General features: G+C 72.3%; 20 protein-coding genes. 2 read left to right on the top strand and 18 right to left on the bottom strand.

Features of this window, described 5'->3' with window-relative positions:
* Nucleotides 1-2 precede the first annotated feature (2 nt).
* The 13 genes from OG259_RS03415 to OG259_RS03355 form a co-directional block, all read right to left on the bottom strand.
* Nucleotides 3-1,553 carry a coproporphyrinogen-III oxidase family protein gene (locus tag OG259_RS03415; RefSeq protein WP_328940812.1) on the bottom strand — a complete coding sequence of 517 codons (1,551 nt, stop codon included), beginning with the start codon at nt 1,551-1,553 and terminating at the stop codon, nt 3-5.
* Between the two features lie 22 nt (nt 1,554-1,575).
* The gene (locus OG259_RS03410; protein ID WP_266899929.1) at nt 1,576-1,869 is read right to left on the bottom strand and encodes a ferredoxin family protein; all 294 of its coding nucleotides are present in this window, start codon (nt 1,867-1,869) and stop codon (nt 1,576-1,578) included.
* Nucleotides 1,870-1,951: 82 nt separating this feature from the next.
* Nucleotides 1,952-3,052 carry an aminotransferase class IV gene (locus OG259_RS03405; RefSeq protein WP_328940811.1) on the bottom strand — a complete coding sequence of 367 codons (1,101 nt, stop codon included), beginning with the start codon at nt 3,050-3,052 and terminating at the stop codon, nt 1,952-1,954.
* On the bottom strand, nt 3,049-4,287 hold the full coding sequence (locus tag OG259_RS03400) for an ATP-grasp domain-containing protein (protein WP_328940810.1): 1,239 nt from the start codon (nt 4,285-4,287) through the stop codon (nt 3,049-3,051). The genes OG259_RS03405 and OG259_RS03400 overlap by 4 nt, the downstream gene beginning before the upstream one ends.
* Nucleotides 4,281-5,441 (bottom strand): GNAT family N-acetyltransferase, encoded by a 1,161-nt coding sequence (locus tag OG259_RS03395; RefSeq protein ID WP_328940809.1) that lies wholly within the window; start codon nt 5,439-5,441, stop codon nt 4,281-4,283. The genes OG259_RS03400 and OG259_RS03395 overlap by 7 nt, the downstream gene beginning before the upstream one ends.
* A complete protein-coding gene (locus tag OG259_RS03390) occupies nt 5,426-6,682 on the bottom strand; it encodes an MFS transporter (RefSeq protein ID WP_328940808.1) in 1,257 nt (418 codons plus the stop codon). The genes OG259_RS03395 and OG259_RS03390 overlap by 16 nt, the downstream gene beginning before the upstream one ends.
* The gene (locus OG259_RS03385) at nt 6,682-7,266 is read right to left on the bottom strand and encodes a bacilysin biosynthesis protein BacA (RefSeq protein ID WP_266899939.1); all 585 of its coding nucleotides are present in this window, start codon (nt 7,264-7,266) and stop codon (nt 6,682-6,684) included. Before OG259_RS03385 ends, OG259_RS03390 begins: the two co-directional genes overlap by 1 nt.
* Entirely contained in the window at nt 7,263-8,399 is a 1,137-nt protein-coding gene (locus tag OG259_RS03380; RefSeq protein ID WP_328940807.1) for a branched-chain amino acid aminotransferase, read from the bottom strand. The genes OG259_RS03385 and OG259_RS03380 overlap by 4 nt, the downstream gene beginning before the upstream one ends.
* Nucleotides 8,392-9,546, bottom strand: a complete 1,155-nt coding sequence (locus OG259_RS03375; RefSeq protein ID WP_328940806.1) for a DUF6421 family protein — start codon at nt 9,544-9,546, stop codon at nt 8,392-8,394. Before OG259_RS03375 ends, OG259_RS03380 begins: the two co-directional genes overlap by 8 nt.
* 259 nt (nt 9,547-9,805) lie before the next feature.
* Nucleotides 9,806-10,444, bottom strand: a complete 639-nt coding sequence (locus OG259_RS03370) for a hypothetical protein (protein WP_328940805.1) — start codon at nt 10,442-10,444, stop codon at nt 9,806-9,808.
* A complete protein-coding gene (locus tag OG259_RS03365; RefSeq protein ID WP_328940804.1) occupies nt 10,441-14,670 on the bottom strand; it encodes an SNF2-related protein in 4,230 nt (1,409 codons plus the stop codon). Before OG259_RS03365 ends, OG259_RS03370 begins: the two co-directional genes overlap by 4 nt.
* A 230-nt stretch (nt 14,671-14,900) precedes the next feature.
* A complete protein-coding gene (locus tag OG259_RS03360; protein ID WP_328940803.1) occupies nt 14,901-15,725 on the bottom strand; it encodes a CbtA family protein in 825 nt (274 codons plus the stop codon).
* A gap of 14 nt (nt 15,726-15,739) precedes the next feature.
* On the bottom strand, nt 15,740-15,967 hold the full coding sequence (locus OG259_RS03355; protein ID WP_266899951.1) for a CbtB domain-containing protein: 228 nt from the start codon (nt 15,965-15,967) through the stop codon (nt 15,740-15,742).
* 311 nt (nt 15,968-16,278) lie between these two features.
* On the opposite strand from OG259_RS03355, the gene OG259_RS03350 reads away from it, so the two are divergent.
* Entirely contained in the window at nt 16,279-16,908 is a 630-nt protein-coding gene (locus tag OG259_RS03350) for a histidine phosphatase family protein (RefSeq protein WP_328940802.1), read from the top strand.
* Here OG259_RS03350 and OG259_RS03345 read toward each other — a convergent pair.
* The 4 genes from OG259_RS03345 to OG259_RS03330 form a co-directional block, all read right to left on the bottom strand.
* Nucleotides 16,869-17,969, bottom strand: coding sequence for a FecCD family ABC transporter permease (locus tag OG259_RS03345; protein ID WP_328940801.1), 1,101 nt, complete (start codon nt 17,967-17,969; stop codon nt 16,869-16,871). The two genes, OG259_RS03350 and OG259_RS03345, sit on opposite strands and share 40 nt — an antisense overlap.
* Nucleotides 17,966-19,000 (bottom strand): FecCD family ABC transporter permease, encoded by a 1,035-nt coding sequence (locus OG259_RS03340; protein WP_443051907.1) that lies wholly within the window; start codon nt 18,998-19,000, stop codon nt 17,966-17,968. Before OG259_RS03340 ends, OG259_RS03345 begins: the two co-directional genes overlap by 4 nt.
* A gap of 13 nt (nt 19,001-19,013) precedes the next feature.
* Nucleotides 19,014-20,066, bottom strand: a complete 1,053-nt coding sequence (locus tag OG259_RS03335) for an iron-siderophore ABC transporter substrate-binding protein (protein WP_328940800.1) — start codon at nt 20,064-20,066, stop codon at nt 19,014-19,016.
* Between the two features lie 182 nt (nt 20,067-20,248).
* A complete protein-coding gene (locus OG259_RS03330; RefSeq protein ID WP_328940799.1) occupies nt 20,249-20,839 on the bottom strand; it encodes a TetR/AcrR family transcriptional regulator in 591 nt (196 codons plus the stop codon).
* 74 nt (nt 20,840-20,913) lie between these two features.
* Between OG259_RS03330 and OG259_RS03325 the strand changes: the two genes are divergently transcribed.
* Nucleotides 20,914-22,722 (top strand): ABC transporter ATP-binding protein, encoded by a 1,809-nt coding sequence (locus OG259_RS03325; RefSeq protein ID WP_328940798.1) that lies wholly within the window; start codon nt 20,914-20,916, stop codon nt 22,720-22,722.
* A 59-nt stretch (nt 22,723-22,781) separates the two neighbouring features.
* On the opposite strand, the gene OG259_RS03320 is transcribed toward OG259_RS03325, so the two are convergent.
* Nucleotides 22,782-23,474 carry a MarR family winged helix-turn-helix transcriptional regulator gene (locus tag OG259_RS03320; protein ID WP_328940797.1) on the bottom strand — a complete coding sequence of 231 codons (693 nt, stop codon included), beginning with the start codon at nt 23,472-23,474 and terminating at the stop codon, nt 22,782-22,784.
* Between the last annotated feature and the right edge of the window lie 24 nt (nt 23,475-23,498).

Below are 23,498 nucleotides of genomic sequence, written 5' to 3'. Positions count from 1 at the left end.
GTTCAGCTCCTCTCGGGCGCCGCGGCGGTGCCCTCGCCCTGCGTCGTCGCCGCAGTGCCCTCGTCCTGCGTCTTCGGGCGGGTCTGCAGGAAGAGCGGGGTCCGCGGGATGTTCTGCGCGTCCTGGTGGAACGGGTTGCGCTTGTTCTTCAGCGACAGGTACATGGTGCGGCGGGCGCGCGCCTTCTCCTCGTCGGAGTAGAAGAGGAAGGCGATGTTGCCCGCGTTCTCCCGGCCGACCTCGGTGAGGGTGACGTCCTCGTCGGTCTCCACGGCGTAGCCGCCCGAGACCAGCCAGTCGATCTCCCGGCGGTACTTCTCGAAGTTGGCGACGTCCGCCTTCCGCACCGTCCCGAAGACCGGGAAGAAGACCATGACGCGGTTCTCGACCTCGTCCTCGCTGCAGATGCGGCCCTGCTCGATCGGGATGATCCCGGCCTCGACCTCCCGCATCCACCGCTCGACGTCGGTGTGGTTGCGGTAGCTGCGCTCGCCCATGTAGTTCTCGGCGGCCGGGCCGATCCCGAGCGTGTAGCTGGCGCGGTAACCGTTGCCGCCACAGGCGTGGTTGAGACCGATCTCGCCCGGGTCGTCGAGGTGGGTGAAGAAGTTGATCAGGAGCTGCTTGTCGTAGCCGTACCCCGCGAGGCCGTCCTTGATCTGCCGGTACTGCTCGCGCTCGATGGCGCCCGACGGCTTCACGTCGGCGACCTTGCCCGCCCGGATCTGCTGGTCGAGCCGGGTGCCCTCCCACTGGTTGAAGCGGTACGTCTGCACGAAGCTGGGGCGCAGCTCGGCGCAGATGCCCTGGAGGTCCTTGGCGAGGACCTCGTCGTCCTGCCCCGGCAGGTTGTACATGAGGTCGAGCGCGAAGGTCCGGATGCCGGCCTTGCGGATGTTCTCGGCGGTCTGGTGGACCTGCTCGACGGTGGCCTTGATGGTGAGCTTCTTGCGGATCTCCGGGTCGAGCGTCTGCACGCCGAATGAGATACGGGTGATGCCGAGGGACTTCAGCATCTCGATGTAGCCGTCCTTGGAGAGCCCGAGCGGGCTGCCCTCCAGGGAGATGCCGTCGGCCTCGCTGAGGTCGAACTCGCGGTGCACGGCCTCCAGGATGGTGGCCATGGAGTCCTGTTCGAGCGCGGAGGGCGTGCCGCCGCCGAACTGGACGTACTTGATCTTCGTCCCCTGGAAGTACTTCGAGCGGGCGTTGCGCTCGATCTCCTTCACCATCGCCTGGACGAAGCGCTTCTGCCGCTCGCCCTGGTACTTCGCCGCGGACTCCTTGAAGCACGCGCAGAAGTTGCAGAACGCCTCGCAGAACGGGATGTGGAAGTAGAGCAGGATGTCGGTCTGCTCCGGGTGGGACTGCCGGTCCAGGAAGGAGAAGTACTCCGCCTTCTTCGCCTCGTCGTCGAGGGCGTCCTGGAAGGCGCAGATCTTGGGGTAGAACCAGGTGACGTTGGTGCGCTTCTCGGGGCTCTCGAACTCGTCCTTCAGATAGAAGTTCGAGTCGAGCCCGAGCATGAAGGGGTTCTCGACGTGGGTCGTCATGGCCTCGGCTCCCGCTCTCTGATCAGGAAGGCTGGCTGGAGGGCTGTCCCTGGGGACCCCGGCTCTCGTGGAGAACCGGGTACTTGGCGCTCATCTCTCCGTTGATCTCGATCCACTGGAGCTTGTCCTCCGGCAGGTCGACGTCCGCCCAGATGGCCTCGGGCGGGCACTCGGCGACGCACGCGTTGCAGTCGATGCATTCCTCGGGGTTGATGTAGAGCATCTCGGGGCCCTCGTGGAAACAGCTCACGGGGCAGACGTCCACACAGTCCGTGTACTTGCAGCCGATGCACTCGTCGGTGACGACGTACGCCATCTTCTCGGTACCTCCGCGCTCTGTGTTCCCGGCGGTCGTGAAGTTCCCCGCCGCGGTTCGTGTCACAGGGGGTGTGACGCCCTCACGCGTGGACCGGCGCGACCTCGGTCAGCCGGCGCATCCAGCCGAAGCGGTCGACCGCCTCGCCCCGGTGGATGCCGTCGAGCAGCCCGCGGAACCGCGCGGTCACGGGACCGGCCTCCTCGCCGGCCGGTCCGGCGGCGATCCGGTACTCCTCGCCCTGGTGACCGAGCCCGGTCACCGGCGCCACGCCCACCTCGGTGCTGGTGGCGAAGCACTCGGTGACGGTGCCGTCGGCGATGCCCTTGAGGACCTCCGCCAGCTCCACCGGCCTTTCGACGACCGGTGTCCCGGAGTCCCGCGCCAGCTTGACGACGGAGTCGCGGGTCACCCCGGGCAGGACGGAACGGTCGAGCGCCGGAGTGGTCAGCACCCCGTCGATCACGAAGAAGGCGTTCAGGTTCCCGATCTGCTGCACGAAGCGGCCCTGCGGCCCGTCGAGCCACAGCACCTGGTCGTAGCCGTAGTTGGCGGCGACCTCGCCGGGCACCACGCCCGCCGCCAGGGACCCGGCGTCGTTGACGTCACCGGTGCCGCCGGGCCAGGCCCGTACGTACCCGTCGAGGGTCATCGCCCGGACCGGCTTCCCGGCCGACCCGGTCGGATCGGCGACCCAGGCGAGGACGTAGAAGAGGCAGTGGTCGGCGGGCGAGGGGGCGAGGCCCGTGCCGTCGGCGGCGAGTACGGCCCGCAGGTGCAGGGCCGCGCCGGGCGTCTCGGGGAGCCACCCCTGGTCGAGCTCCACCATGGCGCGGACGGACGTCCACACCCGGTCGAAGTCGACCTGAGGCAGCGCGAGTCGGCGGGCTCCGTTGTTGAGCCGCTTGATGTGGCTGTCCGGGCGGAACACGGCGACCGTGCCGTCCGCCGTCCGGTACGCCGTGAACGTGTCCACGACCGTCTGGCCGGCGAGCACGGCGGCCGCGGTGGGCCGCAGCGCCGGGATCGCGTCCCGGTCGGCCACGGTCAGTCCCTGCCAGGTACGGCGCTTGCCGGTCCGCATGAAGAAGGCGTGATCGGTGAGGACCGGCGCGGTCGACCCGTCCGCCTCCGGCCGCGGGCGGGGGGTGGCGGTGGGTGTGACCACCAGTTCGTTGCTCATGCGCGGACACCTTCCTTGTCCTTGAGGCCGACACCCTCGATGTCGACCTCGACGTCTCCGATGACCGAGGCGACAAGACGCTCGACCCGGTCGAGGGCTCCCTCGAAGTGGATACGGGCGACCCGGTTGCTGAAGATGTCGTCCGGGTCGAGCACCGTGCCCGGCTCCGCCTCCGCGACCAGGTCGCGGAACTCGGCGGCCCCGGTGAACGGCTCGACACCGGTCAGCGTCCCGGCGTACGGCCCCGGCCGTGAGGTGGTGACGAACGCCAGGCCCGCGCTCACCGGCGACAGCGGCCCCGGCTCGTGCCGCAGCCCCCGGGCGGCGTCCGCCGCCGCGGCGCACAGGTCCACCCCGGGCCCGGCGAGCACGAGTTCGGGGATGTTGTCACCGGCGAGCCGGGCACCGACCTCGATCAGCACCGGCCGCCCGTCGCGGTCGATCCGGGTCTCGATGTGGAACGGCCCCACCGACAGCTCGAAGGCCTTCACGACCCTCCGGGCGAAGTCCTCCAGGAGCACCCCGTGCGGCGACTGCGCCGGCGCGGTGGCGATGTGCCCCATCTCGAAGAAGTCGGGCTCGGCCGAGAGGAACTTGGTGGTGACACTGGCCAGATGGGGCCCTCCGGCGTCCACCCAGCCGTCCAGGGAGAACTCCGGCCCCTCGACGTACTCCTCGACCAGGGCCGCCCGCCGCGGGTTCGGGTGGAACTTCACCTCGCCGGGGCCGTGGACGGTCGCGCAGGCCCGCGCGTACTCCTCCTCGTCGCGGCAGAGGCTCACCATCAGGCTCCCTCCGCAGTCGACGGGCTTCACCACGACCGGGAAGGGCAGCGGACACGAGCCCGCGGAACCCGACTCCACCAGCACCGAGCGCGGGAAGGCGACATCCCGCTCGGCGCACCACCGGCGCATCACGTCCTTCTGCCGCACCGCCTCGGCCGCTTCCGCGCCCAGCGCCGGAAGCCCGAGCGCCCTGGCCAGCTCGGCGCTCTCCGGCACCACGTACTCGAAGCCCGCGACGACCCCGGTGGGCCGCATCCCGGACTCCGCGACGATGCGGAGCAGGTCGGGCACGCCCCGGTCGGGATGCCAGTCGACGACGGTCGCGGCCGCCGTGACCTCCGGCGGCAGCAGCTCGGGGAACTGGGTGGGGATCAGACAGGGGATCCCCGACGCCACCACCCGGGCGGCGAGCCGGACCCCCGCCGACAGGGGCTGGACGACGATCAGCACGGCAGGACCTCCGACGACGCTCCGGCGAGGAACCGCTCGTCGTCCCCGAGGAAACCCCAGTCGGGAGCGGGAACGGGCAGCCGCCGGTCAGAGCGGGACATGAACAGGGTGCGGCGCGCGTGGAGTTCGGCACCCCGCAGTGACTTCGCGCGGTACGAGGTGACCCCGAGGTGCACGGCGTCGAGCCCCCGCTCCAGGGCGAGCCGCAGCGGCCCGTACACCGTGGCCTCGAAGTACTCGCCGGAGGCGCCGTGCCCGGCGGCGTAGTCGCAGCCGAAGACCCGCATGTGCAGGGTGCGGCCGTGGACGATCCCGAGCGCGAACGCGGCCGGCCTGTCCTCGGCGTCGAGCACCTCGGTGATCACCACGTCCTCACTCGCGGCACCCTCGGCGCCACCGCCGATGCTCAGACAGCGGCGCAGATAGCGGATCGCGCCCTCCTCGCTCAGCTCCTCGCCGTGCCGGGCCTGCACCTGCACGACCAGCGGCGCGTACCGCACCAGATCCGCCGGATCGGCCGCCACGCTCCGCGACCGGTAACCGGCCGCGGCCAGCCGCTTCAGGTCACGACGCACCAGCGAACGCCGTGAACCGGGCAGCGCCGCCACGTGCTCGGCGAAGTCCGCACCGCGTGGCCGGACCACGGCCGTCGGCAGACAGGGCGTCGCGACGGTGGCGAAGCCGGGCAGCGCGGCGAGGGCGCGGGCCTCGTCCTCCGGCAGGTACCACCAGGAGACGTGTCCGGCGCCGCGCTCCTCGGCCCGATCGAGGAGCCGGTCGCAGAGGGCGGTGAGGAGCCGGCCGCGGTCCCCTTCGGACAGGCCGGGGCCGATCAGCAGCCGGTTGTCGTACCCGGTGCGCGAACCGGCGAGGACCTGCACGTCCGGGGTGTATCCGAGGAGCGTGGTCTCGTTGTACAGCGGGTTGCTGTCGCCGCCCGACGCCGTGTGGAAGGGCACGAGTCCACCGGTCCGGCCGCTCGCCTCGTCCTGGCCGACCAGATACGCCGTGTCGAAGCCGCGGTCGCCCTCCTGGGAGACCGTCCAGCGCCGGGACGAGTAGAAACCGCCCTCGTCCAGCCACGATTCGTCGGTCCCGGCGGGCCCGAGGTGGGAACGCTCTCCCACCACGAAGGGGGTCAGGGTGTCGTCCATGCCTCGTCCTGCCTCTCGGTCGTGTACGTCCCCCTGGCCAGCACCCACGTGGCGACGACGCTCAGCACCGCGACCGCGGTGGCCGCCACCGGGGCCGTGGTGAAGAGGAGCAGAAGGGCGGCGGCGCCCGCGCCGATCGGGATGGTCCCGAAGGCGAACGTCCGGTACACGGCGTTCACCCGGCCCAGCATTCCCTCGGGCGAGACCAGTTGACGTCTCGTCAGGGAGTGCACGTTGTAGAACGCCATCGCCGCGCCGTACACGAGCATGCTCGCCAGGAAGGCCGCCGCACCCCAGGCGCCGAAGCCCAGCGACCAGAGCGCCGCGAGCAGTGCGGCCTGGGAGACCAGCAGCGCCCACACCCAGGACCGGGCGCCGTCCCCGCCGCCGTACCGCGCGGTGGCCCTGGCGCCGATCACACTGCCGATGCCCGCCGCGCTGAAGCCGAAGCCGAGGAACGCGACCGAGTGGTCCGCCTCCTGCACGACGGCGATGAACAGCACGCTCAGGGCGACCTGTTCGGCCAGATTGAACAGGGAGCCCGCCGCCACGAGGCGCCGCAGCGGGTCGGACGCCGCGACAGCGGCGAACCCGGCGCGGATGGAGGCGTTCTCCCGGGTGGCCCGGTTCCGCGAGGGCTTCGGGCGGGCCCGCAGGGCCGCCCCGCCGAAGAGATAGGAGACGGCGTCCAGGGCGACGGCGAGACCCGGGCCGAGACCCGACACGACGAGACCGCCGATGGCCGGCCCGGCGGTCTGCGAGACCGCGTTGACGGCCGCCAACTGCCCGTTGGCGCGCGTCAGATCCTCGGTCTCGACCGTGTCGGGGACGTACGCGAGAAGGGACGTGTCGAACAGTGCGGTGAACGCGCCGAGCAGCACGGCCGCCGCGAACAGCGTCGCGTAGTTCAGCCACGCGGCCACGGCCAGGGTCACGACCAGTCCCAGGACCACGGCCCGCGCGAAGTGGGACGCGTAGAGCAGCGGCGCCCGGTCCCGCAGATCCGCCAGCCTGCCCGCGAACGGGGTGACGAGGAGGACGGGAACGAACTGCGCACCGCTCAGCAGGGCGATCTGCGACGGGGACGCCTTCAGGTCGGCGGCGGCGAGCACGGGCAGGGCGACCAGGGTCAGTTGCGAACCCGCCGAGGACACCGCCTCGCTCACCATGAGCGCCTGGAAGGCGGCGGGAAGCCGGCCTCGCCGTACCGGCGGGGCCGTGGTCCGGGCTGTCCTGCGCATCACACCGTCCCGGTCGTCGAGCCGGTGGCGGCCTTGCCCACGTGCAGCGTGAACACCATCGGGACGGGCCCGAAGTTCTCCAGGACCCGCAGTCCTTCGGCCTGGGCCGCCCGGCCCGTGGTCACACAGGCGTCGTACTCGCCGGCCGCGCAGAGGGCGGCGGCCCGGGAGTTGCTGCTCGCGAGGGACACGGTGCCCCGGTCGGCCACCAGACAGCTGGGAGCCGGGTGGGAGACGATCGTACGGACGTCGGTGTCGTCCGACCGGCCCGCGAGGACCATGTCGTGGGTGTCGAGGATGAAGCTGTCGACCATCTCCAGTCGGTGGAGGTTGCCGAAGACGAGGTCGTGCAGCCGGGGGTAGACGGCGCAGGCGAGTATCGCCTCGCTCCCGTCGAAGCCCATGACGTCGAGCCCGTCCTCCACCTCGGAGTGGAGCAGCACCGTCCCGGCGACCCCGCGCTCGGCGAACCAGTGGTGCGCGGCCTTCTCCAGATTGGTGCCGGAGGGGCCGAGGGTGTGGATTCTGGTGACTCCCGACAGCGTCCCGTCACGGTCGGCCTTCAGCGCCGTGCTGTCGCTCATGCGTGTCGCCCCTCGCCCTCGATCGTGGCCGCTCCGGCGTTCCCGGTGACCGGGAGCAACCAGCCGTGCGTGTCAGGTGTACGTGCGTGCTGGACGTCCAGCAGAGCGGTGCGCAGCCGCTCGGTCACCGGGCCCTCCTTGCCGTCACCGACGATCAGGTCCCGGCCGCCGGTGCCGAGCCGGCCCACGGCGACGACGACGCCGGCCGTCCCGCTCGCGAACATCTCGGCGAGGCCGCCGGAGCGGATCCCGTCGCGGACCGCGTCGATCGACGTCGGCTCCTCGGCAGCCGGCAGGCCGAGGTCGTCGGCCAGGGTGAGGAGCGCGTCACGGGTGATGCCCCGGACGATCGTCCCGTCGCACGGCGGAGTGGTGAGCCGGGGCCCGTCCTCGCCGCGCCAGACGAAGAAGACGTTCATGGTGCTGAGCTCCTCGACCCAGCGGCGTTCCAGACCGTCGAGCCACAGGGCCTCGTCGTACCCGGCGGCCTGCGCTTCGGTCCTGGTCAGCAGGCTCGCGGCGTAGTTGCCCGCGCACTTCGACTCGCCGGTCCCGCCCCGCACCGCGCGCACCGTCTCCGTCGCGGCGGTCACCGCGAGCGGACGGAAGTCGCTCCCGAAACAGGGGTCGGCGGGGTAGGCCAGGACGACGCACCGGTAGCTGAGCGAGGGCCGGAGCCCCATCTCGGCCTCCGTGGCGAGCAGCAGCGGCCGGAGGTACAGGCTCTGCCCGTACCCGGCGGGCACCCACCGCTCGTCCGCGGCGACCAGCTCGGTACAGGCCCGGGTGAACAGTTCGACGGGCATCTCGGCCATCGCCAGCCGCGCGGCCGAGCGCCCGAGGCGGCGCCCGTGGTCGGCCGCCCGGAACAGGGACACCGATCCGTCCGCGCCCCGGAAGGCCTTCATGCCCTCGAAGACGGCCTGCCCGTAGTGGAGCCCCAGGGTCGCGGGATCCATCGCCAGCTTGTCGTACGGCTCGATCCGCGGCTCCGACCAGCCGCTCCCGGCCTCCCACTCCACGACGGCGACACGGCCGGTGGAGTGACGGCAGAAGCCGGGGTCCCGGAGGATCCGGTCGAGGCCGGGCGGGGCATGGGTGTCGGGCACGCCGGAGGGGGGTGTCTCAGACATGGACCTCGGAACCCCACAGACCGATCGGTGCCAGCGGGCCGCCGTACCGGTCGGGCTTGCTCTCCGGGCGCCGCAGGAGCGTCCCGTAGAGGAAGTCCACGGCGCCCGTACGGTAGGCGTCGTCGTCCTCGATCGTCTCGATCTTCTCGATCCGCCGCACGAGTTCGCGGACGCATTCCACGATCTCCGCCTTGGCCCCCAGGGCGCGCCGTCCCTGCCCGTCCTCCGTGAACAGCCCGTGCGCGGCCAGCCAGGTACCCAGCGCGAACCCCGTACCGGAGTCGAAGTTGCGCAGCGGCTCGGGCTGCGCCGGGTAGCGGAAGAGCCGCTCCAGAAGGACGTACTCGAAGACGACCGGACCGAACGGCACGTCCTCCTCGAAGCAGGCGATCGCCGTCTTCATGTCGACCTTGAGCTCCTCCAGCAGCCCGGGCCGCCACTTCGTCTTGAGCGGCAGGTGCTGGTCGAGCGGGCGGGGTCCGGTGTGGTGGAAGTAGTCGTGCAGGTAGCCCCAGACGCACCGGGCCTGGTACACGTCCTCGGGGTCGATCCCGGGGGAGACGAGCCCGGTGTCGGCGGCGAACGGAGACCCGGGGCCGCACAGCCGCTCGGTGATCGCCAGGGTCTGGGCGTAGATGTCGACGTGCCGGTTGAAGAAGAACCATGCGAAGTTCTGGTGTGTACATCGTGTCGCCGCCGGGATGTTCTCGGGGAAGAACACCACGCAGTTGCCCTCCCGCAGCCCCCGCGAGGCGGAGAGCAGCCGGGTCGACTGGAAGACGGCCTTCGGGTGCGGATACACGTCCTGGAGGTACGGCGTGCAGTCGGGGTCCTGCCGGACCACCGAGAACGCCTCGATGTGGACCTCGTGACGGTCGCTGTTGGGGAGGATCACCGGCCCGATGTACGCGGCGGCCTCACCGTCCTCGGGAGCGGGCACCGCGTCCCGGGTGGCGTCGAAATTCGGCACGCCCTCGCATCCGGTTCCCGCCCACACCGCCAAGTCGGCGAGCGTGGCCGATATCTGACGGTCCGACAGGAGCCCCGAGAGCCCCTCGACGGCCGCCCGCACCTCGTCGAGGGCCGCGATCGGATCCCCGTCCCGCTCGCCGCTCCGCACCTCGCGGAGACGGTCGACGGCGGGCACGACTCGACGTTCGAAATCCAGAAGCTCGGCAACGGTACGCGGACCCATTCCACCCCCCACAGCAATGGCCCCATACACGGAGCCGTGAGGCCCCGTTCGTCACACCTACGTCAAAGCACTTGCCGGTCGCCTGGGACGCTAACACTCCAACTCGGCTTGAAACAATGGATGTTTGAAGATCGTGGCAGCAACTCGTCGACCTGCGCAGATGCGCCGGGGCGCACCGGGGCGCGCCGGTGCCGCATCGTCGGCCGCGTCGTCATCTCCGCGACGGTGCGCGGAGCGCCGCACGAGCCGCTCCGTACGCCACGGCGGGGTCGGGGTGGGGCGCGGCGGCCGGCTGCCAGGTGCCGTAGCGCTCCACGTACGGGTGCCAGAGGCGGTCTGGGCCGTACCGCAGCTGGACCCGTGCGGGCGCGTCGGTGAGGTGGTTGTGGTGGCGCTCCACGGGTGCGGTGGGGGACGGGCGGAGCGGCTGGACGGTGTGCTCGGCGGCGGCGAGCAGGTCGGGATCGGCCGGCTGTGGCGCGAGGAAGGTGGCGACGCCCGGCCGCCCGCCGAACCGGTGGGCCGTGGCCAGAAGTCTCATCTGACCTACGGGCAGGTCGAGTTGGGCGGCGGCACGTCCCTGATGGGTGTCTCCGGTCCGGGCGACGAAGCGGGCGATGTCCGCGGTGACGTCGTCGACGCCGTCGGCTCGGTCGGTCGCGGTGTCTTCGGGAACGGTCCCACCGGGGCCGGTGCCGACACCGGCGCCCGTCCCGGTGTCGTCGAGGAGGGCGGCCGCGCGGAGCGCCGCGTCGGCGACGAGTGCGCGCAGCGCGTCGAGCCCGGGAAGCGGCGCCGGGGGCGGCTCGATGTGGGTGTCCAGTACGGAGATGAGGTCGGGGGAGGTCACGACGCGCCTCCCAGACTCACGAGATCCGAGAGTTCACGGTCGGAGAGCCGGGCGATTCCGGCGTCGCCGGTGCCCAGGACCGTTTCCTGCAAGGACCGTTTGTGCGTGAGGAGTTGGTCGATCCGGTCCTCGATCGTGCCGCGTGTGACGAGTCGGTGGACGGTGACCGTGCGCCGTTGCCCGATCCGGTGTGCGCGGTCGGAGGCCTGGTCCTCGACGGCGGCGTTCCAGCTGCGGTCGAAGTGCACGACGTGGCTGGCCCGGGTCAGGGTCAGACCGGTGCCGCCCGCCTTGACGGACAGCACGAACAACGGTGAGCGGCCCGCCTGGAACGCGTCGACCAGCTCCTGCCGCTGTCGGGTGTCCAGACCGCCGTGGAGGAACAGCGGGCGATGGCCGAGGTGCGTCAGGTGCTCGGTGAGGAGCCGGCCCATCGTCACGTAACTGGTGAAGACGAGCGCCGCCTCGCCGCGCGAGGTGATCGTCTCGGCGAGTTCGGCGAGCGCTTCCAGCTTGGCCGACCGGGCGGTGAACTCATCCACCCGGGCCGGGCCCGGGTGTTCCTCGCCCCAGTAGTGGGCGGGGTGGTTGGTGATCTGCTTCAGGGCGGTGATCAGCTTGAACACCAGGCCGGAGCGGGCGAGGGACGGGGAGTGGGCGAGCTGTTCCATCGTCTCGCGGACGACGGCCTCGTAGAGGGCGACCTGCTCGGCGGTGAGCTCGACGATCCGCCGGGACTCGACCTTCGCGGGGAGCTCGGGGGCGACCTGGGGGTCGGTCTTCCGGCGGCGCAGGAGGAACGGCGCGATCAGCCGGGCGAGGGCGAGCGCGGCAGGACCGTCCGGGTCGCGCTCGGCGGCAGCCGCGTACCGTGAGCGGAAGGTCTTCAGCGGTCCGAAGAGTCCGGGATTGGCCCAGTCGAGCAGCGTCCACAGCTCGGAGAGGTTGTTCTCGACCGGGGTCCCGGTCAGGGCCAGGCGGGTGGCGGAGGTGAGTCCGTGCAGCCGGCGGGCGGTGGAGGAGGCGTGGTTCTTGGCGTGCTGCGCCTCGTCCGCGATCACCAAGTCCCAGGAAGCGGAACCGAGTTCGTCGTCGCGGCGCAGTACGCCGTAGGTGGTGAGGACGACGGTCCGCTCCCCGGCGAGTTCCAGGCTCCGCCGGGTGCCGTGGTAGACGGTGACGTCGAGCTGCGGGGCGAACCGGCGGAACTCCCGCTCCCAGTTGGTCACCAGCGACGAAGGGCACACCACGAGGACCGGGCCGCGGTGCCCGTTCTCGTACCGGTGAAGGGTGTACGAGATGGCGGTGAGGGTCTTGCCGAGCCCCATGTCGTCGGCGAGGACGGCGCCGAACCCGATCCCGCCCGTGTGCGCGAGCCAGGAGAGTGCCCGTGCCTGGTAGGCGCGGAGTGTGGCGTCGAGCCCGGCGGGGGCCGGAACGGCGGCCGTGTGCTCGCCCCGGCGCAGGATGTCGACGACGGCGGCGAGGTTCCCGCCCGCCCGGCACGGCACCGTCCGGCCGTCGACGTTCACGGTGCCGGTGAGGGCGGCCGTGAGGGCGTCGATCCCGGCGAGGGGGCCGAGCGCCCGGCGGCGTACGCGCGCGACCGTGAGGGGATCGAGCAGCACCCACCGGCCCCGGACCCGGACGAGGGGGCGGGCGGCCTCCGCGAGGGCGTCCATCTCGGCCTCGCTCAGCACGTCGCCGCCGAGTGCGAGCTGCCAGCGGAAGTCGAGCAATGCCTGGAGGCTGAAGCGGGGTGCGCCCCCGGTGGGGCGGGTGCCGGGATCGCCGTCCGCGTCGACGGCGTCCTCCGTCCCGACGACCGTATGCGCGGACAGCGGGTCGCGCAGACCGGGCGGCCACCGCAGCACCACACCCTCGGTCGCCAAGTCGGCTTCGGAGGCGAGGAGTCGAGCGATCCCCGAACTGTCCGCCACCAGCCGTTCGGGCGAGGAGAGCAGCCCGTTCAGGACCGCGCAGCCGCGGGCCGCACGCTCAAGGCGGCGCCGTACGCGGTCCCGCAGGTGGTACGGCTCGACGCCCGCCACCGGCTCCCGCGCGGTGTCGAGCAGGGCGGCGGCGATCTCGCCGGCCGGCTCGTCCCGGTCGACCGCGACCAGCAGGCGGCCGGTGAGTCGCCCGGCGGCGGCTTCCTCTTCGGACGGTTCGGCGAACTCGACGACGAGGCCGGGCGGCGGCCCGGGGTGCAGCCGGTCCTCGACCGTGTCCAGCCAGGGCCGTACCCGCTCGGCCTCCGCTTCGGGGAGCGGGCCGCCGGTCGGCGCGAGGAAGGGGCCGGTGCCGAAGAGGACCGCGGCCGGAGGGCGCAGCAGCGTGTCGGCCAGCGCGTCGAGGAACGCCGCTACGGCGTCCACGGCTGCCGGATACCGGCCTCCGTCGGCCACGGCGTGGGCGCGGGGCGACATGTGGCGGGCGAGGTCCTCCACGGCGCGTGCGGTGGCCTCCGGCAGCGGTCCCATGCGCCAGCGGTCCACCCCCTCCGGGGTGAGCGTCGGGTGGACGAGCCCCGCAGCGACGGTCCGGAGCCCGAGCCGGGCCGCGCGCTCCCACTCGGCCGCCGTCGGATGCCACCCGCCGGCCCGGTCCCGGCGCAGCAGTACGGGGACGGCCTGGGCCAGCGGAACCCGCCAGCCCACCACCGGTACGGGTCCGGGGGCCGGACGCACGAGCAGCGAGCGGCGCGCCGGTGACAGTGGCGCCGGAAGCTCGACGCCCGGCAGGGGAGCCCCGTCGGCCCGGTGGAGCAGTAGGCCGGCCGGTTCGCTGTCGGCCGGGAGGAAGGAGACGGCGCACCCGGCCGCGAGCGCTTCCGCGATGACGTCGTTCACCCCGATCCGCGGCACCGGGACCGGCACGGGCGGGCGGGCATCGGCGGCGCCCGCCGCCCGAGGCCGCGGGTTCGGCACGGCGGGGGGCCGTGGCGGGGGCACGGTGGACGGCGCCTCCGCCCGCGCCGGGGGCACGCCGGACGGTCGCGCCACCCGCGCCGGGGGAGTGGACTCGGTGTCGAGGGCGACCAGTTCCTCCATGAGCGCGGACGCCGCCGCGCGACGTGCGTCCGGCCGCGCCTTCGCCCGGCGGGTGACGGACACCTCCGCGCCCGTACGGGCGAGCGTGCAGGTGTAGGTGCACGTGACGCTCTTCGGCGCGGTCGCGAACGTCGACTCCGGCTTGGAGATGACCTCCAACTGGGTGTACTTGTTCAGGTACTTCACCGGATCCTGGCCCGTCGGCACCGGCTGGATCCGCACCGACCGGGAGGGGCCGCCGTCGGCGGCCGCCCGCTCCTCCGCCGGCTCCGGAAGCCCGGTGAGTTCCGCCAGGAGGGCGACCGCACCGAGGTGCGCGGCCTGCCGCCGGTCGTGTGCCGTGCGCTCGGCGCCGTCGACCGTACGCCCGTCGCCGCCGTCCCAGGTCCACCGGCAGGAGAATCCCCCGGCCGCCGCGACCACCGTGTGCCGGGTCTCCGCGCCCCGCTCGTCCGCGTGCCAGCGCAGGAGTGTGGCCGCCGAGGACTGCATCCGCGCCGCGAGGCGGAGGGCGTGAACGCGCAGCTCCCGCCACGCCTGCCCCCGCGTGCCGAACAGCAGGAGATGGACGTCCCGGTGCCGCAGCCGCGCCGATCCCGACCTGCGGACGACCTCTGCCGTCAGCTCCTCACCCGGTTCGCCGGCCGTCGACACCCGCGTGCGCAGCAGCGCCTCGAAGGCCTCCGTTCCCATGCCGGGCAACGTCAGCCGCCCGTCGGCGGTTTCCCCGGCCGGTGCCGCGACCCCGGCGAGCCGGTGGAGCATCGCACGGGCGGCGGACCTGCGGGCCAGCGACTGCGTCGGCGCGCTCCGGGCCGGGCCGGTCACCTGGGCGTCGCCGGGGCCGAGCCGTACCGCCGCCGTGTGCAGGACATGCCCGTTCGGCAGGTGCTCGGCGGACTCCTCGTACGTCGGCGGGGGCCAGAACTCCAGCTGTGCGTGCGCCGTGAGGATCTGCTGGGGAACCTCCGGCGTGTCCTTGAGTCCGTCGACCGCGAGGCGGCGGGCGGTCAGCCAGGCCGGGTGGTCGTCGGTCACGAGGAGGAGCATCCGCAGGTCCCGGTGTGTGAGCCGTCCCGACCGCGCCAGGCTTTCCGCCTCGGACACGACGTCGGGATCGAACCGGCCCGCCACGACAGCCCTCTTGGCCCGCTCGTGCCACGCGGGCCGCATCGCGGTTCCCGTGGGAGCGGATCGGCGGATGTCTTCGGCCGACTGAGAACGACCAGCCAAGAGGGGACCCTCCGTACACATAACGTGATGAGACGTGCGCGCTCAGTATACGGAGGTGGGGAGTTCGCGATCTTCCGACCGTCGGGGGAGCCGTCGCAGTCGCCCGGAGTGCGGAACTGCCCCGTACGCCGGGGGCGTACGGGGCAGTCCGTGCGGAGTCGTCCTGTCGATCAGCCGGGGATCGGCGCTCCGACCGTGGCCGGGGCGTCGACGGCGGACGTCCGGTCGGCCAGGACTTTCTGGGCGAGGAAGCCGAAGACCACGCCGAACGCCGCCCACAGCACGGCCTGGACGGCGAGCGAGGCCACCCTGAACTCCCAGAGGAGAGCGGCGGGGAAGCCCGCCTTGACCGCGTCGTCGTTCGCCGGGAGCAGCGCGAAGGCGACTCCCGTCACGACGATGAACCCCGCCGCGGCGGCCAGGGTCGCGTTCCAGTTGCCCAGACGCGGTGCGAGTCGACGTCCCGCGATCACCGCCGCGAGCCCGAGCAGCACGCTGAGCAGGATCATCAGGAAGAACAGCGTGGTGCGCTTCCCGATCGTGTCCGGGTTGCCGACGGCCGGCGGGGTCGCCGGATACTTCAGGAACGGCACCAGATAGACGGTGGTGAACGCCGCCGCCGCGGTCAGCGCCGCGGTCGCCCGGGGGCTGAACCGGCCGATACGGCCGAGCGCGAAGGAGAACGCGAGCGCGGCGATGCCGCCGAGCGCCACTCCGTAGACGAGAACCCCCGTGGCCAGGCCGAAGGTCGACTGGACGGGGCGGCTGACCGCCTCCTCTTCCTCCGGGGCCTCGGCGGCGGCCGTGCCACCGTGACCGGCGTGCGCCTCCGGAGCGGCGTGCGCCTCCTGGGCGGCCTGGGCCTCCTCGACCGCGATGGCGCCGTTCACGGGCGGTTCACCCACCGCGTAGGCGACGGCGAAGGCGAGGAGACCGGCGATCAGGCCCGCGAGCATGCCGCGGACCAGCAGGGATCTGACAGTTGAGGCGTGCATGTGCGGATCCCCTCTCAGTGGCAGGGGAAGCCGAGCAGATGACGACCGTCGTGCACCCACTCGTGCACGTCGGAGCCCGCGATCAGGGACGTGGCACCCTGCTCGGCGCCCACGAAGTACAGGGCGATGAGCGCGAGAAGGCCGACGAAGAACGCCCAGGGAAGGACGGCCCGAACGGGCAGCGGGGCCGGAACGGCCACGGAAGGGGCGGAAACGGCAGCGGAGACGACAGCCTCGGCCATGATGGAACCTCCTGCGGGAACTCGCGTCCCAGACGGTGGTGCAGGACGACGGTCCACGGGTCTGACTTGCCGCGACGACGCCCCCTGACGGAGGGGCGGCACCCGGCATACAGTGGCGCGACCGTGCCGGATTCTCACCGGACTTCCGTCTCGCCGTCGTCACGCTCTTCAAATGTCGCCCGACCGTACCGCGCACCGAGGGCGCCGCCAAGGGCGTGAGGCCTGAATCACCTTCGTACGCCCCCCGGAGCGGGCCGCCGGCCCGGCGCTACCCTTGGCGCCGCCCCACGCGCCGACCGAAAAGGAAGCCGATGACCGTCCGGCTGACGCTGATCTCCCCCGCGACCAGCGGAGCACTGCGAGACGTCGGGTTCGACGACGACAGCCCCCTCGACCCCGAGGGAATCGCCCGCGCGGAATCCCTGGCGTCCGCCGTCGGCCCGTCCTCGCGCGCCTACTCCTCGCCGTCCGCGCGCTGCCGCCGCACGGCGGAGGCCCTCGGCCTCCCGGCGGAACCGGTGACCGAACTCGCGGGCTGCGCCATGGGGCGGTGGAGGGGACAGACCCTCGCGGCCGTCGCCGCCGCCGAGGAATCCGCGGTCGGCGCCTGGCTGTCCGACCCGACGGCGGCCCCGCACGGCGGTGAGTCCCTGCGCGAACTGCGAGTACGCGTCGGCGCCTGGCTCGACGGACTGCGGGCCGACTCGGGACGCGTCACCGTCGTCGCCGAACCGGACGTCATCCGCGCAGCGCTGGTCCACGCCCTCGGGGCACCGGACGAGGCGGCCTGGCGGCTCGACGTCCGCCCGCTGACCGCCGTCCACCTGAGCGGTAGGGCCGAGCGCTGGAACCTGCTCGTCGGCGACCCCCTCGAGCCCGCACAGCCCCCGACCGGCACGGGTCAGGCGGCCGGGCGCTTCCACTCACGCAACAGCAGATAGCCGAGGTACGCGCCGCCGACGGCCATCGTGTACAGACCGACCGGCAGGTTGTCGAAGAGCGGCAACTGCTGCGCGGTGAGGTCGGCGAGCACCAGGAGCAGGGCCCCGAGCAGGGTGGACATCATCAGGTGCGGGCCGCCGCTGCGGGTGACGCGCTTGGCGATCTGCGGCGCCGTCAGGGAGACGAAGGCGATCGGCCCCGCCACGCTGACGGCCCCCGCGGAGAGGACGATCGACAGCGCGACCGCCCAGGTGGCGGTCCGGCCGGGGCGGGCACCCAGACCGGTGGACAGGTCGTCGCCCATCTCGCCGATGCTCAGCGGCCGGGCGAGGAGCCCCGCGAGCGGCAGGGAGACGAGCAGCACCGTCCAGATCGTCGCCGCGTCGTCCCAGGAGCGGGCCGAGAGGCTTCCGTTGATGTAGGCGGTCAGCGCGCTGGCCTTGTCCCGCTCGACGGAGTACACCACGTACTGGGTCAGCGCCGTCGCCATCGCGGCCACACCGATGCCGGCCACCACGAGCCGTCCCGGGCTGCGGAACCCGGTGCCCGTGGCGAGGAACACGACCACCATCGCGATGATCGCGCCGAGCAGCGCGCCCACGGCCACCGGCAGGACGTCGGGCAGGAACAGGGCGGCGGCCGCCGCTCCCGCACCGGCGCCGGCTCCGAGCCCGATGACGTCGGGACTGCCCAGCGGGTTGCGGGTGACGGACTGGAACAGGGCCCCGGACAGGCCGAAGGCCGCACCGGTGGCGATCGCCACGACGAGCCGCGGGCCGCGCAGCCGGTTCAGGACGAAGGCGTTCTTGCCCGTGGCATCACCCGCGAGGGCCGACGGCAGATCGGTCAGGTCGATGCCGAGCCTGCCCATCGACAGGGTGGCCACGGCCGCCGCGCAGAGCAGCAGCAGGGACACCACGGCGGCGATCACGGAGGAGCGGCGCACGGGTACGGCGACCCAGGGGCCGATCCGCAGCACCCCACGGCCCGCGGGGCGCGCCGGGCGCGGCTTCCTCACCTCCGGGCTGTCCGGAGTGTCGGTCCGGTCGGCGGTCTTCATCCCGCTCCCCTCATACGGCGAACGGCGAACAGCAGGGCGGGCGCACCGACGAAGGCGGTGACGACCCCGACCATGAGTTCCTGCGGGCGCAGCAGGATCCGGCCGATGACATCGGCGAAGAGCAGCAGCGTGGGCCCCGCGAGGGAGGTGAAGAGGATCTGGGCCCTGAAGTCGGCGCCCACCAGCGCCCGGACGACGTGCGGCACGGCGAGGCCGACGAAGGCGATGGGGCCGACGGCCGCCGTCGCGGCGGCGGCGAGCAGCGTCGCGGCGAGCAGTCCCGCGCCCTTGACGCGGGCGGGACTGATGCCGAGGGAGGCGGCCTTGTCGTCGCCCATCGCCATGGCGTTGAGCCCGGGCGCGAGCAGCAGGGCGAGCACGAAGCCGACGGCGGCGAACGGCAGGACCGCCCAGAAGGCGTCGAAGCCACGGCCGCCGAGGGCGCCCACCACCCAGTAGCGGTAGGTGTCGAAGACCTGCGGCTTCGACAGTGCGACGGCCTGGATGAAGGCGGCGAGGACGGCGGAGAGCACCGCGCCGGCGAGCACCAGGCGGACCGGTCCGCCGCCACCGCCGGCGGTGCCGACGAGGTGGACGACGACTCCGGTCGCGAGGGCGCCGGCGAGGGCCCACCAGATGGTCTGCTGCTGCCCCGAGGCGCCGAGGAACGCCGTGGCGGCGACGATGGCGGCGGACGCGCCCGCGTTGATGCCGAGAAGTCCCGGCTCGGCGAGCGGGTTGCGCGTGATGCCCTGCATCAGGGTGCCGGCGACCGCGAGGCAGAGACCCGCGAGCACGCCGAGGACGGTGCGCGGGTAGCGGCTCTCGACGACGGTACGGGTGTACTCGTCGCCGCCGCCGGTGACGACCCGCAGGACCTCGCCGGCGGACGTGGGCTTGCTGCCGAACATGACGCTGGCGAGCAACGCGAGGGCGAGCAGCACCAGACAGAGGACGGCGGCCATGACATGCCGGGCAAGGCCCCGCCGTACGACGGCGGGGCCCTGACCGATCCGGGAGAGTGTGGTCACGCTGGGACCGCTGTTACTTCCCGGCCTTGGCGACGGCCTTGTCGATCATCGGCAGGTAGCGCTCGATGCTGTACGGCACCGTCAGCGGGTTGATCATCGAGGATGCGGTGACGAACGGCGTGTCGTGGCTGTAGACGAGCGCGCCCTTCTTCACGGCGGGGATGGCGCCGTACAGGGGCTGCGCCTCGATCTCCTTGCGCGACTTCTCGTCCATGTAGAAGGTGAACGCGATGTCGCTCTTCGAGAGCTTGTTGGCGTTCTCCAGGCCGATCAGGGCGGAGTCGGTGCCCTCGGTCTCCTTGAAGGTGTTCACGATCGGGTCGACCTTGAGGCCCAGCTTGGAGACCATGGCCACGCGCTGCTCCTCGGGCTTGAAGATGCCGAGGGTGCCGGGGCCGGTGTTGTAGATGTACGAGAACGTGACGTTCTTGTAGGTGGGGCGCGAGGCGGCCGCGTCGGCGAGCTGCTTGTCGATCTTCGACTCCAGCTCCTTGGCCTTCTCCGGCTGACCGAGCGCCTTGGCGATGATCTCGATCTGCTGGTCCCAGTTCGTGCTCCACGCCTTCTCGGGGTAGGCGACGGTCGGCGCGATGTCCTTCAGGATGTCGTACTGCTTCTGCGTCAGGCCGGACCACGGGGCGAGGATGACATCGGGCTCGAGCTCGGTGATGGCCTCGATGTCGAGCTCCTCGCCGCCCTTGAACTGCTTGGGCAGCGTGGCACCGGACTTCTTCACCGCGTCGTGGATCCAGGGGAGGTAGCCGGTCTTGTCGCTGCCCCAGGGGTACTCCTCGATGCCGACCGGGACGTTGCCGAGGGCGATGGCCGTCTCGGCGGAGCCCTGACCGAGGGTCACCACGCGCTTCGGCTTGTCCTTGATGACCGCATCGCCGAGGGCGCTCTTGATGGTCACGGGGAAAGCGCCCGCCGGGGCCTTGCCCGCCGACCCTGCCGCGTCGTCTTTCTTGTCGTCCGAGCCGCACCCGGTCACCATCAGGCCGAGCGAGACCGCGGCGGCGCCCGCCACGAGAACGCGACGGCGAAGGGGGGTGAACACAGAAGGCATGGTGGATCCTTGTCTCCGGGCAGGGGGATGTACGAGGCCCCGACTGACGGCCCCACAGACGGGTGTCTGCGGGGCAGCGGCCAACTCGGTGCTTGTTAGGTGAGCCTAACCTATTCCCGCCCGGGGTCGAGCGCCAGGGGGTTCGATCTCGATGTGGTCAACACGGCGCCCGGTCGGCGTCCCTACGGGGTGACGGCCTTCCGCAGGGTCCGCAGACACAGGGAGAGAGCCGTGTGTTTGGGGGTCCCCTGGTCGCGCGCCTGCATCCAGGCGGCATAGAGCAGTGCCCACATGACGTCCTGGAGCCAGCCGGCGTCGACCTCCGGGTCGAGCGTCCCGTCCTTCTGTCCGCGCCTGACGAGGGTCAGCAGGGCCAGGTCCGCCGCGGACTCCTCCTCGATGCCGGACCACGCCACGAACTGCGGTACGTCGTACAGCAGCAGCAACCGGTCGCCGAGTTCGAAGTACTCCAGGCAGAGCCGCTCCATCGCCTCGGGTGCCGGCCCGTCGTCGAGCCGCGCCCGGTCGGCCGCCGCGTCGACCCGGTCCCGTACGTCCGTGCCGATCGCGGCGAGCAGGTCGGAGCGCTCGGGGAAGTAGCGGTGCACGGTGGTCCGTCCCACCCCGGCCGCCTCGGCGACATCGCCGAGCGAGGCGCCGTGGTCGGCGGTGAGCACGGAGACGGCGGCGTCGAGGATCGCGCGCCGGGTGCGGGCGCGGGTGGCGCTCTCGCGGGTGGCCGCGCCGTGCGCGGGAGTGTCGTCGGACCCCATGCGCACACGGTAACCCCTCATGCCGTTTGGGAAACCTTTTGACCTTTCTGGAACATGGGTGTTCCATTGTGGGTATGTCCACCTCCATCGCGCCCCGCCTGAGCATCCTGTGGTCCTTCGCCCGCCCGCACCGGCGCACCCTGGTCAAGGGGCTCGCCCTCGCCCTGGTCGCCTCCGCCCTGGGCCTCGCCACGCCCATGGTCACGAAGCACGTGCTCGACGCACTGGGCAGCGCGTCCTCCCTGACGGGACCCGTGGCGGCACTCGTCGTGCTGCTCGTCGTCGGCGCCGCGGTGTCCTACTGGCAGTGGACGCTGCTCGGGGCACTGGGGGAGCGGGTGGTCCTCGACGCCCGCGAGTCGGTCGTCCGGCGCTTCCTGCGCGCCACCGTGCCCGGCATCACCCGGAGCCCCACCGGCGAACTCGTCACCCGCGTCACCTCCGACACCGTGCTGCTCCGCGAGGCCGCCGGCTCCTCCTTCGTCGGTCTCATCAACGGGGCGGTGATGCTGGTGGGCAGCCTCGTCCTCATGGGCTTCCTCGACCTGGTGCTGCTCGCCACCACGGTGGCCGCCGTCGCCCTGGTGGGCGTGGTCTTCGGGCTCCTCATGCCCGGCATCGCCCGGTCGCAGCAGCAGGCCCAGGAGCATGTGGGCCGGCTCGGCGGCGTCCTCGAAGGCACCCTGCGGGCGATCCGTACCGTCAAGGTCAACCGCGCCGAGGAGCGCATGACCCAGCGGATCCTCGCTGACGCGCGCGCCTCGGCCGAGTACGGCGTCCGGGCCGTCCGCCGCGAGGCGCTGGCCTGGACGACCGCCTGGTCCGGCGTCAACCTGGCCATCATCGCGATCCTCGCCGTCGGCGCCTGGCGCGTCGGCGAGGGCCGGCTCGAAGTGTCCGGTCTGATCGCCTTCCTCCTCTACGCCTTCGCCCTCATGGACCCGATCACCGAACTCAGCCAGAACGTGACCACCCTGCAGTCCGGCATCGCCGCGGCCGAACGCATCCGGCAGGCCGACGCCCTGCCGACCGAGCACACCTCCCCGTCCTCGGGCAGGAGCACGGTGCCCGGCGCACGCACCAGCGCTTCCGGCGTACGCGCCGAGGCTTCGGGCATACGCGCCGAGGCGGCCGGCGACGACATACCCGTCCTGGAGCTGCGGAACGTCACCGCCGCCTACGGTCCCGACGCCGCCGCGGCCGTACGGGACATCGACCTCGTCATCCCCCGGCGCGGCCACACCGCCGTCGTCGGCCCCTCGGGAGCGGGCAAGACCACCTTGCTCTCCCTCGTCCTGCGGTTCCTGGAGCCGGCCGCCGGCGAACTGCTCCTCGACGGGCGGCCGTACCGCGACCACGCCCATGCCGACATCCGGGCCCGGCTCGCCTACGTCGAGCAGGACACCCCGGTCGTCCCCGGCACGATCCGCGACAACCTGCTGCTCGCCCGCCCCGACGCCACCGCGGAGGAACTGCGGCGCGTACTGCACGACGTACGGCTCGCGGAGAAGGTCGACGCGCTGGACGAGGGCCTGGACACGCCCCTCGCCACGGCGAACGTGTCGGGTGGGGAGCGGCAGCGCATCGCCCTGGCCCGGGCGCTCCTCGCCACCCCCGACGTGCTGCTCCTGGACGAGGCCACCGCGCAGTTGGACGGCCTGACCGAGGCGGCCGTGCAGGAGTGCGTGCGCTCCCGTGCGGACACCGGCGCCGTGGTGACGATCGCCCACCGCCTGTCGACGGTGGTCGACGCGGACACCATCGTCGTCATGGAGGCGGGCCGGGTTCGCGCGCGGGGCCGACACGAGGAACTCCTCGCCTCGGACACCCTCTACCGCGACCTGGTCGAGTCCCTGCGCATCGCCGCGCACACCGGCGCCTGAGGACGGGAGAGTCGGGTGCTGCCGCGCCGCCCCGGCGTGGCGGCACCCGACCGTACCGCTCAGGTCGAGGAGACCGGTCGTTCGCGCGCCAGGTCGGCCGGTGCCGGTTCGAGATGGCCGTGCACCCGGCGCAGCAGGGACGCGAGTTGCTCGCGCTCCCCGGCGTCGAGGGGGGTCAGGATCTCGTCGTCCGTCCGCGCGATCTCCGCGTTCAGACTCCGGAGCGACGTCTCGCCCTCCGGGGTGAGCCGCACGACGACACGGCGCCGGTCCGCGTCGTCCCGGACGCAGTCGACCTGTCCGATCCGGACCAGGTCGTTGACGACCTTCACCAGGTCGCTGGCGTTCATGGCCAGCCGTGTGGCGAGGGCCGTCTTCATCTGCGGGCCGAGGTCGGCGAGCAGCGCCATCACGGTGAGGTGCCAGAGCCGTAACCCCCGGGCCTCCAGGGTCTCCGCCAGGCGGCGGCGCGCGGCCCTGCCGACGGTGTGCATGAGATACGCGTTGAGGTCGAGCACGCTGGGTGGCGTCATGCTCTGCGAGGGCGGCGTGATGGTGCGGGAGGGCGGGGCCACCCCCGGGCCCGGGTGCGTACTCGTGCCCGCGCCTGTCAGTGCGTCGAGGGTCAGGTCGGTGTTCGCGAGTGACCCGAAGACCTTCGCCCAGTCCATCGGCATGCTCGCGATGCCGACGACGGCGAACGTCGCCCCCGAGAGGTCGTGCGCGACACCGGAGACGACCGGCTGTTCCATCGGCTGCTCCTCACTCTCCCCGCT

This window comes from Streptomyces sp. NBC_00250, from assembly GCF_036192275.1.
GTDB lineage: Bacteria > Actinomycetota > Actinomycetes > Streptomycetales > Streptomycetaceae > Streptomyces.
The sequence above is the reverse complement of the archived record's forward strand: the minus strand, read 5'-3'. Positions and strand labels throughout refer to the sequence as shown.